Source organism: Vibrio sp. 2134-1 (genome assembly GCF_033339495.1).
On the sequence record NZ_JAWOUS010000002.1, the window covers coordinates 275,712 to 293,984 of the forward strand.

Below are 18,273 nucleotides of genomic sequence, written 5' to 3' on the forward strand. Positions count from 1 at the left end.
GTTTTCCTTAAGCTGCGTATGTTTTGAACGGTAATATGTTTGATTGTGCTGGTTTTGGTAGTTGATACCATGACGGTGCTGTTAGTGATTGAACATCTATTACTTTTGAACGTCTCAGTGTCGGGCACATACGTGTTACATCGAACTGTTGCCCCACATCGATGCCGATTTTTTTCAAGCGAGCCTTGTGTTCGTAGAACTGAGAACGATTTAAAGTACTGCGTAAGTCGACGCCGTTTTGCCAGAGAGTAAAGTAATTCATTGTAGTATTAGCTTTTCTGACTGTATCGACTGCTCCTGATTGGAGAAGCTGTTGAGCAACACTTAGATGCTCATCATGTGAGATTGTGATCGTATCCATAGCTTCCTCGAAGTGCTTAATGTGCGTGAAGAAGTCTTGTTCCTCAGTCAGCCCATAAAACTGTAAGTTATGTCTTTTCAATAACTTCTGCCTTAAGCTGTACTCTAAGCGAACAACTCCATTGTTCTCGCAATAAGTGATTAGTTTGTCTATGTAACGTTGCGTGTCTTCATCTACGTTGTGAGCTTTCTTTCTATGGCGCTGTAGCTCAACAGCTTTTGTATAGAGTTTGATAAGTAACCATTCAGAACCTTCTCCCCAGTAGCAGCTGTAACCATCGGGATAAAGTTTCGGTTGTAGTGCTCGACCAAGGTTCATCGAAGACATGCCCCTGATAAATGACTGTTCACTGCCCTTGCCTACTGCCAGATTTTGAGTCCAGTCGATGCTTGTGATTTCAGCACCATTACCAACGAGAGATGATCCTTTTCCATCAGGAGTTTGACGGTGTTTCAGACGGGTGTTTTTAGTGAACGGAGGTAAGTCATATTTGGCTAGAACATGGTTGTATATCTCTACACATTCATCGATCGTTTCTAGTCCAAAGAGGTTATCTTGTCTTTGCCAGCGAGACGGATTTCCTTCAACTCTTACCCGATAGCCATCGCAGCGGATGGTTAACTTAGTACTATGTGACCCCTCTAAGATCTTCTGATTCACAGATGGTGGTAATGACTCTCCTGTTTCTAAATCTACTCGCTCGATAACATGACGCCCCACGAGAGGTAAACCTCCTTCGTGGTAGTCTTGTTGTATGAATAAGCGGTCGATGAAGAACAAGCCAAAACCCTGTCAATAGCCTTAATGGTACATATTTACTTACCATACAGGTAATTTATCGTTACCTCAAGATTATGGTATAAAAAACTAGGTGTATAGTTAAAGGTATACGTACCTTTTGGAGATTATTGATGATTGGTTCTGTACTAAAAGAAGCTAGAGCACTAAAGAACTTATCCCAGCCAGAGGTCGCGAACTTGGTCGGAGTGACCAAGCAGACTTACCTAAAATGGGAAAATAATGCGACCGAGCCTAAGGCATCTCAGATAAGTAAACTAGCAAAGGTTCTAGACATTACTGCCGATGAGATTTGTAACGGTGAGTTAAAAGAGAAGATGAGTTTGGACAGCTTTATTCTTAACATCGCTAAGATCAGGCCTAACACTGAGTTGATTGCGCTCAGAGCTTGGGAACAGATTTCGGATCATAAGGCCTTCATTCATAGCCTGAGAATGGGAGAGATCGAAGGTTATGAAGATCATGAGGTATTTAATGTTCTGTGATAATCCGGTATTCCGGACTTAGTTCGGGTGTAACAGAACCCGAACCTTTCAACGGCGCACTTTGTGGTGCGCCTGCTCAGGCTTCGCATGTCTCACCCCACAGTTGCGCCTGCCAAAAATGCGAAATCCGCACAAGAGTACCCTATTAAATGTTGTCTTACAGTGTGAGACAAGGAATTAAAATACCCTATAGATAACAGCAAACTGCCGCGCGAACTTACTCGTACGATAACTTAAAAGTGGTGGGCGCTTGGCTACTCATTTCCACTCTACAAGCAAGCTTATAGCAGTGAAAATCGAGCTTTGGTCTTAGACCAATAGATCACCGAGTCGTCAAATTTGCAAAGATTTTAAAAGCGTGTAATTATCGGTGCAGTTCTTATGAAACAAGAACGAAAAAAGCCGCACTAAAGCGGCATTCTTTCAATCTGATGTAGAGTGACGTGAATTAGGCCTCTCATTACTCGACATCATACAAAAAGTATTCAAGGGGGTACTGATGGTTTTACTCATCATCCTTGAGCTCATAAAGCTACTTCGCGTAGTTCTTGAGCTTGTCATCCAACTATCATAATCAGTTGGTAACTACAGTTTGATGTGGAAGTTGCAGCTTTCACATCAAACAACATTAGGACTAAACGTCCTGTCGTTAACAATACTATATTCAGAAAAAATTTGTAAAGTTATTTTGAAAATTCTCTTTGCAATTTTCATAGAAACCGCAAACCATATTTTGCACATTATGCGTATTATGCAAATTATATTACGGGCTATCCCTTCAAAGCGATTCTCTCTCCTAGCCATCACGGCAAGCCGGATTTGGTCAAGTCGCACCGCCCACCCTTTGTTCACTCTAGGCTTTCAGCAAACCGCTCAACATAATTCAAACCCATAATACGCACTTTAGAGTTAGAAGATTAGCATTGGCGATGATAGCTTAGTTACACCGTATTTGGCTATTGCGGCCTTGCAAGCTTCATCAGCTGTCTTGTATGGGCCGTGAACTTCGATTTCACCACAGCGGCCACTTGATAAGAACCAGTCATCAACTTTAAAACCGTGTAGCTGATTAAGTTCCTGCACTGTATCTTGGGTTACGTTCGACACCATACACGTTGGTTCTGCATCTTGCTCATTCAAGTAACCGAACAACTGGATTGGATATTCCATTATTTCTCTCCAACTTTCTGAGCTAACAAGATCTTTGAACCGCAACTGACTTTATTTATCAGTTCAAGCTGGCGTTCTTGAAGCTCTGATACTAACTCTGCTGGACATGAGCCAGTGTTTAAGAACACGGTTATATCAGATAAGCAACCTAACGATTCCTTCAAGTCTTGGTCTGTAAAGTTCATAGCTCAACCTCCATTTGAGTCAGCTTCATGCCGTACTTTTTAAGTTCCAACTTGCCATAGTTGTTCACAATGAAGCTTGAACTATCAACTGTATAGATACCTACTTTGTATGGACTTTCATCTTTTTCAAGTGACAACTTCATTTCCACTGGGAACTTACCACCTAGATATGCATAAGCGATTTGTTCGTAAATAGTTCTTGATGGTTTGTCTTCTTTGCCTGGTATTGTGCGTGTTTCTATTTGCTCGTGTTCTGGGAAGATTTCTACTTTTAACATGCGTTGTTTTCCTTAAGCTGCGTATGTTTTGAACGGTAATATGTTTGATTGTGCTGGTTTTGGTAGTTGATACCATGACGGTGCTGTTAGTGATTGAACATCTATTACTTTTGAACGTCTCAGTGTCGGGCACATACGTGTTACATCGAACTGTTGCCCCACATCGATGCCGATTTTTTTCAAGCGAGCCTTGTGTTCGTAGAACTGAGAACGATTTAAAGTACTGCGTAAGTCGACGCCGTTTTGCCAGAGAGTAAAGTAATTCATTGTAGTATTAGCTTTTCTGACTGTATCGACTGCTCCTGATTGGAGAAGCTGTTGAGCAACACTTAGATGCTCATCATGTGAGATTGTGATCGTATCCATAGCTTCCTCGAAGTGCTTAATGTGCGTGAAGAAGTCTTGTTCCTCAGTCAGCCCATAAAACTGTAAGTTATGTCTTTTCAATAACTTCTGCCTTAAGCTGTACTCTAAGCGAACAACTCCATTGTTCTCGCAATAAGTGATTAGTTTGTCTATGTAACGTTGCGTGTCTTCATCTACGTTGTGAGCTTTCTTTCTATGGCGCTGTAGCTCAACAGCTTTTGTATAGAGTTTGATAAGTAACCATTCAGAACCTTCTCCCCAGTAGCAGCTGTAACCATCGGGATAAAGTTTCGGTTGTAGTGCTCGACCAAGGTTCATCGAAGACATGCCCCTGATAAATGACTGTTCACTGCCCTTGCCTACTGCCAGATTTTGAGTCCAGTCGATGCTTGTGATTTCAGCACCATTACCAACGAGAGATGATCCTTTTCCATCAGGAGTTTGACGGTGTTTCAGACGGGTGTTTTTAGTGAACGGAGGTAAGTCATATTTGGCTAGAACATGGTTGTATATCTCTACACATTCATCGATCGTTTCTAGTCCAAAGAGGTTATCTTGTCTTTGCCAGCGAGACGGATTTCCTTCAACTCTTACCCGATAGCCATCGCAGCGGATGGTTAACTTAGTACTATGTGACCCCTCTAAGATCTTCTGATTCACAGATGGTGGTAATGACTCTCCTGTTTCTAAATCTACTCGCTCGATAACATGACGCCCCACGAGAGGTAAACCTCCTTCGTGGTAGTCTTGTTGTATGAATAAGCGGTCGATGAAGAACAAGCCAAAACCCTGTCAATAGCCTTAATGGTACATATTTACTTACCATACAGGTAATTTATCGTTACCTCAAGATTATGGTATAAAAAACTAGGTGTATAGTTAAAGGTATACGTACCTTTTGGAGATTATTGATGATTGGTTCTGTACTAAAAGAAGCTAGAGCACTAAAGAACTTATCCCAGCCAGAGGTCGCGAACTTGGTCGGAGTGACCAAGCAGACTTACCTAAAATGGGAAAATAATGCGACCGAGCCTAAGGCATCTCAGATAAGTAAACTAGCAAAGGTTCTAGACATTACTGCCGATGAGATTTGTAACGGTGAGTTAAAAGAGAAGATGAGTTTGGACAGCTTTATTCTTAACATCGCTAAGATCAGGCCTAACACTGAGTTGATTGCGCTCAGAGCTTGGGAACAGATTTCGGATCATAAGGCCTTCATTCATAGCCTGAGAATGGGAGAGATCGAAGGTTATGAAGATCATGAGGTATTTAATGTTCTGTGATAATCCGGTATTCCGGACTTAGTTCGGGTGTAACAGAACCCGAACCTTTCAACGGCGCACTTTGTGGTGCGCCTGCTCAGGCTTCGCATGTCTCACCCCACAGTTGCGCCTGCCAAAAATGCGAAATCCGCACAAGAGTACCCTATTAAATGTTGTCTTACAGTGTGAGACAAGGAATTAAAATACCCTATAGATAACAGCAAACTGCCGCGCGAACTTACTCGTACGATAACTTAAAAGTGGTGGGCGCTTGGCTACTCATTTCCACTCTACAAGCAAGCTTATAGCAGTGAAAATCGAGCTTTGGTCTTAGACCAATAGATCACCGAGTCGTCAAATTTGCAAAGATTTTAAAAGCGTGTAATTATCGGTGCAGTTCTTATGAAACAAGAACGAAAAAAGCCGCACTAAAGCGGCATTCTTTCAATCTGATGTAGAGTGACGTGAATTAGGCCTCTCATTACTCGACATCATACAAAAAGTATTCAAGGGGGTACTGATGGTTTTACTCATCATCCTTGAGCTCATAAAGCTACTTCGCGTAGTTCTTGAGCTTGTCATCCAACTATCATAATCAGTTGGTAACTACAGTTTGATGTGGAAGTTGCAGCTTTCACATCAAACAACATTAGGACTAAACGTCCTGTCGTTAACAATACTATATTCAGAAAAAATTTGTAAAGTTATTTTGAAAATTCTCTTTGCAATTTTCATAGAAACCGCAAACCATATTTTGCACATTATGCGTATTATGCAAATTATATTACGGGCTATCCCTTCAAAGCGATTCTCTCTCCTAGCCATCACGGCAAGCCGGATTTGGTCAAGTCGCACCGCCCACCCTTTGTTCACTCTAGGCTTTCAGCAAACCGCTCAACATAATTCAAACCCATAATGCGAACTTAAGGGTTAGAAGATTAGCATTGGTGAAGTCAGTTTAGTTACACCGTATTTGGCTGTTGCTGCTTGTCTTGTATGGATCGTGAACTTCGATTTCACCACAGCGACAACTTGATAATAACCAGTCATCAACTTTAAAACCGTGTGGCTGATTAAGTTCCTTCATTGTATCTTGGGTTACGTTCAACACAGTACACGTTGGTTCTGCGTCTTGCTCATTCAATATGAGTCAACATGGACACGCATTTGCTTAACCCAAACGTATAAGTACTAGATTACCTTTATAGGAACAAGGAATCTAACAGATGTAAACTCTCTACTTTTCAATCTATACCTAGATCTTTCTTCATATGCTCACTCAACTCGTTAGTGGTTCTTACATTAATCTTATGTTTGCAATGATGGATTCTCAACTCTTCACCAAATAATTTTACTAGTGATTTGGTATACAAAGCACAAATATTATTTATTATTCTATACAATGTATCTTTCTGATAAACAGATCTTTTCGAATTTTGTATTGCAGTCTTCATATTTAAATATCCTCACACGTTTAACTTTATAATTTAAAGAGTCAATTTCAACTTTTATTATTACTTTTTCCGATATAGAATGAGTCATTATCAATGATGCACAATCAAGAATTAAATCACCCGAATCCAACTTAGTAATTTCACGAGACAAATTTTTTATTTTTAAATCTTTATTTTCTATATTTAATCCGATTGAGTTAATTTCTTCAGGATATTGGTTTAACTTAATATCCAATATGGTTTTATTAAGATAGTAGTCTGCCATTATTTCATGGCGGCTTTTAAATATCATTGTCCCCCTCCGATGATGCAAGTTATACTTTCCCACCAGTTAAAAGACAACGTGACTCAGAGTTGCAAAAAGGTAACAATCATGGAATTGATGAACAATGAGCTGATCTGCTTTGCAGCCATTTGTAAACACCTCTCTCTTACATCGGCATCAAAAGAACTTGGAAAGTCTAAAGCTCAAGTCAGCAGGCAGCTAGCAGCATTAGAAAAACAACTTGGCGTAACACTCGTCCACAGAACAACAAGGAAACTCGTTTTAACTGATCATGGCGAAAGCATTAGAGAGCTTGCTATCAAGACGTTAGAGAGTTTGCACGAGTTAAATTACAGAGCTAGCTCGTTGAGTGAATGCATTGATGGAAAGTTTAAAATCACAATGCCCAACTCTATAGCCTCTTCTATTTTTGGTTCTGTTCTTAAAGACTTAAAAGAACGATATCCAAAAGTTGATTTTGAAATATCGTCAAGTAACAATGTAGAAAATTTATTAGAAAGCAATGTAGATTTAGCGATTAGGATTAATAATGTTATTGATGACACTCTTATTGCACATAAAATTGGTGATTATAGTGATGTTTTGATATCTAGGGTAAGTAATGCCAACAACAAAACACTATTAATCTACAAACATCATTCGAATAAGGAATCAATTAAAAATCAATATACTGATGTTATCGAAGTTGATAACACCTCTATTTTAATAAACTTTGTTTCTGAGGGAGTTGGGGTTGGTGTCATTCCAAACTATCTTATTAAAAGTAACTATATAGACAAAAACATCCGAATATCGCAAACTTTTGATATAGAACGTTCTATGTATATTGCCTACCCTTATCAAAACCCTTTGCCAAGAAAGCTAGCTGAGATATCTACTTTTATTAGGTCTGAGTTATCACAAGTATTGAAGAGTGAGTCATTTTAGGGCGGTTGTTCAGATTTAGAATTTTGCGTTGTCTACTCAACTAGGCCTAACGCTAATCTTTGTAACATATTGTTTCAGCGGTATTTATTAACACCCCCATCTTTATGCTTGCTATCACAATGTGAGATGCTCTGCCGTCTTGTTATCAAGGTTTTGCGTGGAATAAATCACGTGGGGTAAACGTTAGATTGACTTACATTAAAATTTTCATCAAAAGCAACTTTATATAAAATTGATTTCATACCAATCTATGTGTATCTTCTACCCATATCCCCACAATAACCAAGGAGAATGCCATGGATAAGCTACTCGCGTCTGCATTAGAAATTAAGCAGCGAACTATGGTGACTGGCTTTTTTGCTAGAAATGGATTCAAAATCGCTATGACCGATTTTGATGATGTCACTTTTGAGCGAGAAGGCGTGCAAGTTAACGTACATTTTGATCTGCAGTCAAACGCGGAGTCTGCATCTGTTTTATCTCATGAGGCATCAATCATTCCTGGCTAAAAACTTTTATTATCACCGATACACCAAGCCGAACATAAACGTTCGGCTTTTTAGTGACAAAAAATGATGAGTGCGAACAAGAGTTGTCGATCACTCGTCTAAATAGACGATTAATAAATCAGCTTCAACTTCGTTCACAACCTTTGGTATCGATGAAAAAAAGCGACTCAATAAGTTGTGATGATGACCACAGACAACTAAATCTATCCCCTCTTTTTTGACGATTCCCGATAGTTTTATATGAAGATCGCCTATTACTACCATGGTCTCGTTGACTGGGTATAAGCATTTATCAGCGAGCTCTTGCAGCCTTCTTTCCAATTCTTGCTCTTCCTTCGCTTCCATGACTATGCGATCAACATCTACGTAAACAAATGAGAGTTTGCTGCTTGAGTTATCTGCTTGCATTATTGCTTTTTCGATAACGGCTTGGCTAGATTGAGATAAGTCGACAGCAACCAAAACGTGCTTATAACCCATCATTCCTCCCTAGGTTAGTTTTTGTTCTCATATTAAGTCTAGTCCACATAGAGCGAACACAACATCAAAACTACTGCTACATGATAGTTAAAGGAGTTTAGTGTAAAACAGGCAAATAGTTTTCATTGCAACCTTGTTGCTTCCTCTCATCCAAAGATCAACGATGTTTTTCCAATTTCTTCTCTAATTATCGGACTATTTAACAGGAAGGATGCCAGAAAACATTACGTTGTAACACGCGTTACTACTCTTGATTTCTACTACTCTTGAGGTTTTATATTACCCACTTCAACGTCGCCTAGTTTAGTAAAACTACTTTAGATTAAGCATGCTCAATATGTAACGCTCCGCTCAAATCCAGGAGACGTATTTCGGCTAAAAAAAGCAGCTCAATAAGATGAATTTCGCTTCATCTATTACATATGTCTGCGAGTGCTTACTGTTCTTATATCGCTTATTTAATAACTCTAGTTGAATTATCGTTATAAGTTACGGTGTCTCTTTTTTCTTTTTTTAGCATAATCTTCTGCCTGAGAACGAGGCTCTCTTGGGCTTTGTAATTAAATTACAAGATCAATCGCGACCAATATGGTTGGCAGATTAAAATACCAAGGTAAATAATTGATATAATTAAGTTTAATTTATAAGTTCTTTAAAAACCGCCTAATTACCTGCACTATGCAAACCAAGGTTAACATAATGAGGTAAAATTTTACCAACTCACTATTTAGTCTTAAAGGTAATTGAACAAGATTAAAATCATATAGGTATAGTAAATTGTAGTTACAGCGTAACCAGGGTGGTATTTGGGAATGTAGAGGAATAGAAAATAGAAAGGCAAAAAAAACAGGGCGTATGCCCTGTCCATGAATTGATTAGTTTTGTTGCTGTTGTTTTTCTGCGTACTCAGATCGAATCCGTTCGGCAACAATTTTGATAGCTTCTGCAGTACTTGTGCCCTTCGCCATCAATTCTTGAATTCTCTCTACAGCTTGTTGTTGCTCTTGGTGAGATAGAGGGGGTAAATCGTCAAACATAAAAAGCTCCTCATTTTGAGGAGCTGACTATAACGATTCGATTAATAGGTAGCAAGGAAATTAATGGATGCACCCATAGCGTTCTCGTTTGTGTACTGAGCTGCGATATCCAATTCGAACAACTTAAGTGGAGACAACCCGATACCAGCAGTAATGGTTCCTTCGTCATTACTTCGAGCTAAGTTCTTCATATACCCTGCTCGTAATGCCATTTGACGCAAAATATCAAATTCAATACCGGCTCGAATCATTTGCGTATTATCATCAAAGGATGAAAAACGTTTTTCTTCGTTAAGATCGTAGTCAACACTCATCGTAAAGTAATCGGCAACAATCCCTGCCCCAACGGTGTATACAGGACGCATGCTATATTCGTATGATTTTATCGTATCGCTGCCATATTGGAATGATTTTGTTTTAACGTCTCTTCCGATCAAATTTTTCGCTGAAATACCGAGACGATATGGGCCAAAGAACCAAAGTGCGCCGGCGTCTAAGTTAAACATCGTTTCCGCGGTCTCATTTTCACGTAAGTCTTTAGTATCAAAATTCTGAAAACTCGTGGCGTATGAGTATGTGTATATACGCTGAAGTTTAGGAGTAACACCAAAAGAAAGGTGTTGGTTCATGAAATTAGTGTATTTAGCAAGTGAAATACCAGCTTCAGCCACGCCAATAGAAACACCTTGTACATAGCTATCATCTAATGGATTAGTACCTGAGGTATCAACATTTGGTTGTACGAATGACTCAGTGTATAGCTTACCGTATGCAGTTGCAGATAAGAATTTGTTGGGAATACCAATGGCAACGACACCACCAAGATCAAAGTCTGTCTTTTTCCCATCGATAGCATCCATCGATTTTTTGATTTCATCGACGTCTGTCAATTTGCTGATGCGTTCGATCTCATCAACTAGATCATATTGATCATCGTAGCTGCCACCAAAACTTGGCACGATCATGCCTGCATCGTCATTTCGGCGATAAATCGCAGTAAGAGCAGGGTTGAAAAAAGGCGCAGTTAGATAAGTTGCTGATACGGTACCAACGCCACCCATTGCATCACTACGAGCCTCTATCGCATAAGTAGCAGCAGAAGCAGCATTAGCGAAAAGAATAGTAGCAACAGAAGTGGCAAGAATTTTATATTTGTTTTTCATACTACACTTGTGATTTTAGTTCGTCCTGAACCTTTATCGGCACAAGTAGTATTTCTTTAACTATTCTTCCTGGGAAAGATCATAGGTTCGGCTAATAGTTTGAGCCTGCTCAACAATTATATCGCCCTGCCAACGGCGACTATTGATACTTACCGCCAATACGTATCTATCGTTTGGGACACCCGCTAGCTCCAATGAATTTGGATAGTTAGACTCGTAAGTCTTTTTCCACATTTGCTCGTACTGGCCATCAATGTAGTCATACAAACCGACTTCAAGTTGCGGTAATGGACAATGGGGATTACGAAGTGCGCTCTTTTCTACTTTCCAATTCTCTTTAGATGTCCAACGAACATATTGAGAAGAGTTTGAATCTCCAAGTATTACCCAAGTTCGATACTCTTGTTTATCAGTAGAAACAACGGTTAAGTGATATAAACCAGCTTCAAGCTTACCGGTTAAGTTATAGCGTTTCGAGTAACTACGCTCGTTGGCAAGTTCTGTCCCGTTCGGCTGTTGTTCATAGCTGAATGAACTGTCCGCGGATATAGAATCATCCACCCATCGATTAAATGAAATATTTTCGATGTCAGTTGTAGCTCTTAGCTTGATTACCAATCTAAATGTATCTCGCCCAGGGCTTTGAATAGTCTGACGAATAACGTTCACACCACTTATCCAATCAGGCAGCGTTACACCAGTGAGAGCCTTGCCACAGTTTTTAGATAGTGACTGACCAAGAAGATCATTAAGGTGAGGAGTCAAATCTTTACTTGGTTCCGTTTGCCAGAGTTCAACAAGAGAGTTGAACATGCCCGCAAGATCATCTTCAAGTAAGTGTTGATGTGCCTGTGTTAAAGGCGTGTTAGTTTGAAACCAGTCCATTGCATGGACTGGTTTCACTAACGCTAATGAGAGAACTACAGGGAGTAGTATTTTCATTACGACTTATGCTTTCATCTTGTAGCCAACACCACGAAGTGTTTCAATTTCCAGTCCTGGCAGTTTTTGACGAAGCTGTAGTACATGTGTATCAACCGTACGTGTTGTCGGGAAGTGATTGTAACCCCAAACGTGGTCAAGTAGCTCATCACGAGTAAACACGCGACCTAAGTTTGACGCCAAAAATAGCAGCAAATCAAACTCTGTTCGAGTAAGCGTAATTAGCTCGTCTTTATAAGTCACTTCACGAGTCGAGCGGTCAATCTCTAAGTCTTTTGTAATCACTTTATCAGCGTTGCTTTGTTCTGCTGAATCCGGTGCTCGTAGCTGTGCACGGATTCTCGCAAAAAGCTCCGCCTCAGCAAAAGGCTTTGTTAAGTAGTCGTTCGCGCCGGAATCAAGGCCTGCAACTTTATCTTTTACGGTAACAAGTGCCGTTAACAAGATAACTGGTACGTCTTTAATCTGTTTCCATTCTGGGAGACATTGTACAGAGTCACCATCTGGGAGTTGGCGATCGAGAATTACCAAGTCAGCTTTTTTCCATTGTGGCTCTACGTCTGCAATACGCTCCACATGTAAACACTCATATCCTGCTTGTTCCAGGCTTACTAACAGGCCGTCAGCCAAGTTTTTATCGTCCTCAACGAGAAGCAGTGTCTGTTTCACAAGGTATCTCCAATATAAAAGTTGTAGGTGGTCCCATTAAGGACATTTTTCCGCCCATGCGGCCTACCATAGATTCAACGATTGTTAATCCAAGTCCTAACCCGCTCTTACTTACGAACGGTTTCTTCAAATTTGCCCAATCTTTAGCCGTTAGGCCTCCTGCATCTCGGACTTGGAATACTATTTTTTCTTCACTAGTTGAGACATCCAATTCAACCGGTGCGACACCGTACTTAAGCGCATTACGAAGCAAGTTATCGATACAAGTTCCTAACCAGTACACATTAACTTTAGCAGCCACATCTTCATTGATGTTAAAAAGCACGGCACTATCAAATTCTTCTTCGATCTTAAATTCTAACCAATCTGCAACGGATGGTACCCAGTCTGTTGCAAGCATTTGGTTATCAGATTGCAAATAATCTTTACTCGCTTCTGCCAATTGACGCAGGCGGCGCGTATCTTCACACAATCTGCGGAATTCGTCATACACACTTTCAGGCAAATGCTCGAACTCTCGACGAAAGCCCTCAACCGTTAGTGACAGAGATGCAATCGGTGTTCTGAGCTCATGCGTTAAAATTTGCAACACGAGCATTCTACTACGTAGTTCTTCTCGCTTGCTATTCCAACGGTACACCGCCCAACCAATCACCAAAAGAATATTGGCGATTACCAGTATGATCATACTGATCCGCAAAACTTGCGAGTGATCTTCTACATCCCAACAAATATTACCTCGTTTAACAAAGCAACTTTTGCTTTGAGACGCTAGAGCGTATGACAGACCCGCATTCGCTACGTTCTCTTGCCAGATATCTTTCTCGAAAACAAAGTAACGGTCACCACGTCTTAACCAAAGTTCGTTACCTTCAATAAACATGCTCGCGCCTGCAATCAAAGCATTAATGGCGTCGTCATCCATGTTTTTCAAGCTTTCTAGCAACTCATCCCCTTCCTCGTTATCACGCTCTTTTATATGCATGTACTGAGATAGTTTGGGTTTGAGTTCTGGATACTTATCCACATAACGTGCCGCATACGTCCCACCACCAGGGTGAATGAGACCACTACGCGAGAACCAACGAGGTGTCAGCTGCGTCCCTTTACAAATCGCCCTTGTAAATACTAAAGGCTCAGTAATTAAAGGACTTAATGGTAATTTGCCACGACAAGTATTCGCCAAGCTGTAAAGCTGTTGGATATCTTTTAACGGATAGTCAGACGTTTGCGGCAGAAGCGAATCTGGCGCAAGTAACTTGGTAGGATAATTTGATTGCAGAATACGAATATCGTACGACTTAAGAGCTACTTCATAGTTAAATAGCTCTGTAAACGTATCTATTCTTTCTGGTAGTGAATCGGAAAATGCAGGTGCCGAAAAAATCGGCAATACAGTTGCAAAACCGAGCAAAAACTTTTTAATCAAACTGTTACCGTCACTTGTTACATTAGCCAAAACTATACATCAATCTACAAGCAATTGACATCTGCTAACAAAAGGATTTGCATTACTATAACATTGAAACGGAACAAAAAAGGGCCAGCGATTGCTGACCCTGTATAGTTTTAAATCAAGAATGGTTAAAGTGCTTTAAAAATAGACTCAACACTTTCTTTCGCATCACCAAATAGCATTGATGTATTTTCTTTGAAGAACAGTGGGTTCTGTACTCCTGCGTAACCAGTATTCATTGAGCGCTTGAATACCACTACGTTTTTCGCGTTCCATACCTCCAATACGGGCATACCAGCGATTGGGCTGTTCGGATCTTCCAGTGCGGCTGGGTTGACCGTATCGTTAGCACCGATAACCAATACGGTATCGGTTTCTGCAAAGTCATCATTGATTTCATCCATTTCAAGAACGATATCATACGGTACTTTTGCTTCAGCGAGTAACACATTCATATGCCCCGGTAGACGACCCGCTACTGGGTGAATCCCAAAGCGAACTTCAATACCTTGTGAACGAAGTACATCAGTAATTTCATGAACAGGGTATTGTGCCTGAGCTACTGCCATGCCATATCCTGGAGTGATGATTACTGATTTTGAGTTCTTCAACATCTCTGCAACTTCTTCAGCCGTTGTTTCACGATATTCGCCCTGCTCTTCGTCACCTGAAATCACTATCTCTTGACCAAAACCACCGGCAATAACACTGATAAACGAACGGTTCATTGCTTTACACATGATGTAAGAAAGAATCGCACCTGATGAACCTACCAAAGCACCTGTTACAATCAATAGATCATTTGCTAGCATGAAACCTGCTGCCGCTGCTGCCCAACCTGAGTATGAGTTCAACATAGAGACAACAACTGGCATATCAGCACCACCGATTGAAGCGACTAAATGGTAGCCGAATGCGAACGCGATCAAAGTCATCACAATAAGAGCGAACATGCTGCCATCTGCTTTTACGAAGTAGATCATAAGAAGCGTAGAAATAACAACCGCTGCGAGGTTCATTTTGTGCTTATGAGGCAGGTTAAGTGGCGACGAAGAAATCACACCACGCAGCTTACCAAATGCGACAATTGAGCCGGTGAAAGTTACGGCACCGATGAACACACCCAAGAATACTTCTACAAGGTGGATAACATGCTCAGCATGTGTTGCTGCTTCTGGCGCATCTAGGTAGCTGTTGTAGCCAACTAAAACCGCAGCTAAACCTACAAAGCTGTGTAGAATCGCAACCAGTTCTGGCATCTCGGTCATTTCTACTTTCTTCGCATAGAAAATACCGATCGCACCACCTATCGCCATCGCGATAATGATCCAACCAAAACCTTGCGCATCTGGGCTAAAGATCGTCGCTATTAGCGCGATCGTCATACCAGCGATACCGTAGTAGTTACCATTACGAGCAGACTCTTGCTTTGAAAGCCCCGCCAAACTCATGATGAAAAATAATGCAGCAACAATGTAAGCTGCTTGTACTAATCCTGCAGACATTGTGACTCCTATTTATCTTTGCGGAACATTTCAAGCATACGCTTGGTGACGGTGAAACCACCGAAGATATTGATACTCGCGATCAATACGGCAATAAAAGATAGGAATGAAACGACGCCATTACCTTGTCCAATTTGCAGTAATGCACCAACGACAATAATGCCAGAGATAGCATTCGTTACTGACATTAGTGGAGTATGAAGTGCATGGGTAACATTCCATACTACGTAGTATCCGACAACACACGCTAGAACAAATACAGTAAAGTGAGAAAGAAACGCTGCCGGAGCAACCGATGCAACCCATGCAAAGGCTCCAACAGCCGCTGCCACACCAATAATTTTCTTCGTTGGAGACGTAGGTTCTTCTACTTTAGGCTCTGGCTTCACAGGCTGTTCTTGTTTCACTTGCGGCTGAACTGAAACCTGAATTGGTGGCGCTGGCCAAGTAACTTCACCTTCTTTCACCACGGTAACGCCACGGATAACAACATCTTCAAAATCAATATTGATGTTGCCATCTTTCTCTTTACACAGCAGTTTTAGAAGATTGACAAGGTTTGTCGCGTAAAGCTGAGAAGATTGTGTTGGCAAACGACCAACCATGTCAGTGTAACCAACAATTTTTACGCCGTTATCCGTCATGATAACTTGGTCTTTCACTGTATATTCACAGTTACCGCCATTAGCAGCTGCCAAATCGACAATAACACTGCCCGCTTTCATGCTGTCGACCATTTCTTTGGTGATCAACTTCGGCGCAGGTTTACCAGGGATGAGCGCGGTCGTAATAATGATATCAACATCTTTAGCTTGCTCTGCGTATAACTCTGCCGCTTTTTTGTTGAAGTCATCAGACATTTCTTTTGCGTAGCCATCCCCGGAGCCTGACTCTTCTTGAAAGTCAACGGTCAGGAACTCAGCGCCCATCGATTCAACTTGCTCTTTTACTTCTGGGCGGACGTCAAACGCACGGACAATGGCACCTAAGCTACCTGCAGCACCGATAGCCGCCAAGCCAGCGACGCCAGCACCCGCAACCAATACTTTCGCTGGAGGTACTTTACCGGCAGCCGTAATTTGACCTGTAAAGAAACGACCAAACTCATGAGCTGCCTCAACCACTGCACGATAACCAGCGATATTAGCCATCGAAGATAGCGCGTCTAAGGCTTGTGCACGTGAGATACGAGGAACGGAATCCATGGCAAGAACGTTAATGTTCTTACTTGAAAGTTGTTCCATCAACTCAGCATTTTGAGCCGGCCAAATAAAGCTAACCAGTGTTGCTCCATCTTGCAGTAACGCAATTTCGTCAATGCTTTGCTCATCATCCACAATTGGCGCATTAACTTTTAAAATAAGGCCAGATGCCCAAACTTCTTCACTAGAAACGATTTTCGCACCAGCTGCTTCATAAGCGGCATCATCGAAACTCGCTAGCACCCCCGCTTGGGATTCAATCGCGACATCGAATCCCAATTTTATTAACTGCTCAACCGACTTCGGCGATGCAGCCACTCGCGATTCACCCGCGAGTATCTCTTTAGGTACACCGATTTGCAAAACGCATACTCCTTGTATACATATCAATAAATTAGTCCCAAAACAGAGCGTCGCTCTACTCTAATTCTTTTTTATTTCTATCTGTTTACCACGCAAGACAATTGCAAACGAAAGATGATGTTTGGGGACACCCATTTGCACAATAACACCTTGACTAACAGCCCTGTTATTATTCTGTTTGTATCGAACGCGTCTCATTACTTCAAGTCTTTTGTAATTTAAATACTAAATTTCATTACATATAACGCTAAGTAATGAATGATTGTCGCTCTGTGCTCGAAAAATAACAACGCAACACCGTACTAGACTGAGGTCTAACCAGGTAACGATTAAATACTGACTTAACAGAGATTTATGCGTTAAAAAGAAAGAGCCACTAGCATATACACTAATGGCTCTTTTTAAGATGACTGGAATCAAATTGCAGTAAATTGCTAGTCGAAGATTTTATCGCCCATTTGATCAATAAACATTTGAGATTTCTTCAACATAAGGTCATTGGCATCTTGCTCTGAGCCAAGTAAATCGGAGCGAATAAACCGATGTGTTTTCACTTCATCATTGTCATGCTTTTCTATTCGACCAGCGATGCGATATTGTCCGCCCTCTGAAAGGCTCTCTGGGTAAATAAGGAAACCTTTATACTCAACTGGTTCGATATTTTTGGCTTCAACCGTTTTCTCACTACCACCAAACAAACGCGAAAAAAATCCCACGATTCCTCCTTGGGTCAACTCACTAGTCAACTGAGCGACTCTTACTTGATATTAACGTTAAGGATCGGTTTTTCATACCAATCCAACTCTTTGTCATCATCATAACTAGTATGGGAAAAAATTACAGGCACATCATACTCTCGGTTCTTACGCCTGTCTTCTTTCACCATTTCTGCGGCGTTTTTCACCGCTATATCCGCGCTTTGCTTAAACTGGCTTAATTTTTGTTCAGGAAGTGAAGACAAAAAATCAATATCATGACGGATATAGACAGGCTTGAGCTGGATAAGCGCAAGGCAAGCAATATCGGCTAACTGTTCGTTGTCATACTGTTCTAAAAATTCGGGCAAACTGAGAACCTGGCCTACTAATGTTTCCATGTAATTGTGTACATCTGAGCTTATCTGCATCTGTAAATCTCCTTTTTCCTATGAAATGAGTATAGCAACGACTTGTTTATAACAACTTATTGATTGCTCTTAATTTAATCAATCTCTCTCTTTTTGCCGTAATGTCTTCCAAAATACTTGGGAAAAGGAACAAATAGACGTATTCTTGCTAGTTCTCAAAGTTCGAAATTCAATAACGGATAAATATCCATATTGATAAAACGATTTACCTAACCAATTATATAGTCAACTATTTTCAGGCAGTTTGTA

General features: G+C 40.8%; 20 protein-coding genes. 4 read left to right on the forward strand and 16 right to left on the reverse strand.

Going from position 1 to position 18,273, the window contains the following annotated elements; genetic code table 11:
• Positions 1-7: 7 nt before the first annotated feature.
• The gene (locus R7R78_RS03570; protein WP_137282011.1) at positions 8-1,141 is read right to left on the reverse strand and encodes a phage/plasmid replication protein, II/X family; all 1,134 of its coding nucleotides are present in this window, start codon (positions 1,139-1,141) and stop codon (positions 8-10) included.
• 131 nt (positions 1,142-1,272) lie between these two features.
• On the opposite strand from R7R78_RS03570, the gene R7R78_RS03575 reads away from it, so the two are divergent.
• Complete coding sequence (locus R7R78_RS03575; RefSeq protein ID WP_225473051.1) at positions 1,273-1,644, forward strand: helix-turn-helix transcriptional regulator; 372 nt, start codon at positions 1,273-1,275, stop codon at positions 1,642-1,644.
• A gap of 909 nt (positions 1,645-2,553) precedes the next feature.
• Here the strand turns inward: R7R78_RS03575 and R7R78_RS03580 are convergent.
• The 4 genes from R7R78_RS03580 to R7R78_RS03595 are packed head-to-tail and all read right to left on the reverse strand — an operon-like array spanning position 2,554 to position 4,423.
• The gene (locus tag R7R78_RS03580; protein WP_225473050.1) at positions 2,554-2,814 is read right to left on the reverse strand and encodes a hypothetical protein; all 261 of its coding nucleotides are present in this window, start codon (positions 2,812-2,814) and stop codon (positions 2,554-2,556) included.
• Positions 2,814-2,999 (reverse strand): hypothetical protein, encoded by a 186-nt coding sequence (locus tag R7R78_RS03585; RefSeq protein ID WP_023625060.1) that lies wholly within the window; start codon positions 2,997-2,999, stop codon positions 2,814-2,816. Before R7R78_RS03585 ends, R7R78_RS03580 begins: the two co-directional genes overlap by 1 nt.
• Positions 2,996-3,277 (reverse strand): single-stranded DNA-binding protein, encoded by a 282-nt coding sequence (locus R7R78_RS03590; RefSeq protein ID WP_023625061.1) that lies wholly within the window; start codon positions 3,275-3,277, stop codon positions 2,996-2,998. Before R7R78_RS03590 ends, R7R78_RS03585 begins: the two co-directional genes overlap by 4 nt.
• A 12-nt stretch (positions 3,278-3,289) precedes the next feature.
• On the reverse strand, positions 3,290-4,423 hold the full coding sequence (locus R7R78_RS03595) for a phage/plasmid replication protein, II/X family (protein WP_137282011.1): 1,134 nt from the start codon (positions 4,421-4,423) through the stop codon (positions 3,290-3,292).
• Between the two features lie 131 nt (positions 4,424-4,554).
• On the opposite strand from R7R78_RS03595, the gene R7R78_RS03600 reads away from it, so the two are divergent.
• Positions 4,555-4,926 (forward strand): helix-turn-helix transcriptional regulator, encoded by a 372-nt coding sequence (locus tag R7R78_RS03600; protein ID WP_225473051.1) that lies wholly within the window; start codon positions 4,555-4,557, stop codon positions 4,924-4,926.
• Between the two features lie 1,374 nt (positions 4,927-6,300).
• On the opposite strand, the gene R7R78_RS03605 is transcribed toward R7R78_RS03600, so the two are convergent.
• The gene (locus R7R78_RS03605) at positions 6,301-6,651 is read right to left on the reverse strand and encodes a hypothetical protein (RefSeq protein ID WP_225473052.1); all 351 of its coding nucleotides are present in this window, start codon (positions 6,649-6,651) and stop codon (positions 6,301-6,303) included.
• Between the two features lie 81 nt (positions 6,652-6,732).
• Here R7R78_RS03605 and R7R78_RS03610 point away from each other — a divergent pair, with 81 nt between their 5' ends.
• Positions 6,733-7,572 carry a LysR family transcriptional regulator gene (locus R7R78_RS03610; protein WP_225473053.1) on the forward strand — a complete coding sequence of 280 codons (840 nt, stop codon included), beginning with the start codon at positions 6,733-6,735 and terminating at the stop codon, positions 7,570-7,572.
• A gap of 296 nt (positions 7,573-7,868) precedes the next feature.
• Positions 7,869-8,081 (forward strand): hypothetical protein, encoded by a 213-nt coding sequence (locus R7R78_RS03615; RefSeq protein WP_005376260.1) that lies wholly within the window; start codon positions 7,869-7,871, stop codon positions 8,079-8,081.
• Positions 8,082-8,171: 90 nt separating this feature from the next.
• Here the strand turns inward: R7R78_RS03615 and R7R78_RS03620 are convergent, their stop codons facing one another.
• The 10 genes from R7R78_RS03620 to R7R78_RS03665 form a co-directional block, all read right to left on the reverse strand.
• The gene (locus tag R7R78_RS03620) at positions 8,172-8,561 is read right to left on the reverse strand and encodes a universal stress protein (RefSeq protein ID WP_017634770.1); all 390 of its coding nucleotides are present in this window, start codon (positions 8,559-8,561) and stop codon (positions 8,172-8,174) included.
• Between the two features lie 875 nt (positions 8,562-9,436).
• The gene (locus R7R78_RS03625) at positions 9,437-9,598 is read right to left on the reverse strand and encodes a YoaH family protein (protein ID WP_005376257.1); all 162 of its coding nucleotides are present in this window, start codon (positions 9,596-9,598) and stop codon (positions 9,437-9,439) included.
• Between the two features lie 41 nt (positions 9,599-9,639).
• A complete protein-coding gene (locus R7R78_RS03630; protein WP_005388052.1) occupies positions 9,640-10,761 on the reverse strand; it encodes a conjugal transfer protein TraF in 1,122 nt (373 codons plus the stop codon).
• Positions 10,762-10,821: 60 nt separating this feature from the next.
• Positions 10,822-11,703, reverse strand: coding sequence for a DUF2861 family protein (locus R7R78_RS03635; RefSeq protein WP_053303637.1), 882 nt, complete (start codon positions 11,701-11,703; stop codon positions 10,822-10,824).
• Positions 11,704-11,709: 6 nt separating this feature from the next.
• Positions 11,710-12,372, reverse strand: coding sequence for a response regulator transcription factor VxrB (vxrB, locus tag R7R78_RS03640; RefSeq protein WP_005376251.1), 663 nt, complete (start codon positions 12,370-12,372; stop codon positions 11,710-11,712).
• Positions 12,347-13,801 (reverse strand): sensor histidine kinase VxrA, encoded by a 1,455-nt coding sequence (gene vxrA, locus R7R78_RS03645; protein WP_225473171.1) that lies wholly within the window; start codon positions 13,799-13,801, stop codon positions 12,347-12,349. The genes vxrB and vxrA overlap by 26 nt, the downstream gene beginning before the upstream one ends.
• A 155-nt stretch (positions 13,802-13,956) precedes the next feature.
• The gene (gene pntB / locus R7R78_RS03650; RefSeq protein WP_005376248.1) at positions 13,957-15,333 is read right to left on the reverse strand and encodes a Re/Si-specific NAD(P)(+) transhydrogenase subunit beta; all 1,377 of its coding nucleotides are present in this window, start codon (positions 15,331-15,333) and stop codon (positions 13,957-13,959) included.
• A gap of 8 nt (positions 15,334-15,341) precedes the next feature.
• Positions 15,342-16,898, reverse strand: coding sequence for a Re/Si-specific NAD(P)(+) transhydrogenase subunit alpha (locus R7R78_RS03655; protein WP_225473054.1), 1,557 nt, complete (start codon positions 16,896-16,898; stop codon positions 15,342-15,344).
• Positions 16,899-17,332: 434 nt separating this feature from the next.
• Positions 17,333-17,614: an HlyU family transcriptional regulator gene (locus R7R78_RS03660; protein ID WP_005376244.1), complete on the reverse strand. Its 282-nt coding sequence runs from the start codon at positions 17,612-17,614 to the stop codon at positions 17,333-17,335.
• Between the two features lie 41 nt (positions 17,615-17,655).
• On the reverse strand, positions 17,656-18,024 hold the full coding sequence (locus R7R78_RS03665) for a late competence development ComFB family protein (RefSeq protein ID WP_005376241.1): 369 nt from the start codon (positions 18,022-18,024) through the stop codon (positions 17,656-17,658).
• Positions 18,025-18,273 lie beyond the last annotated feature (249 nt).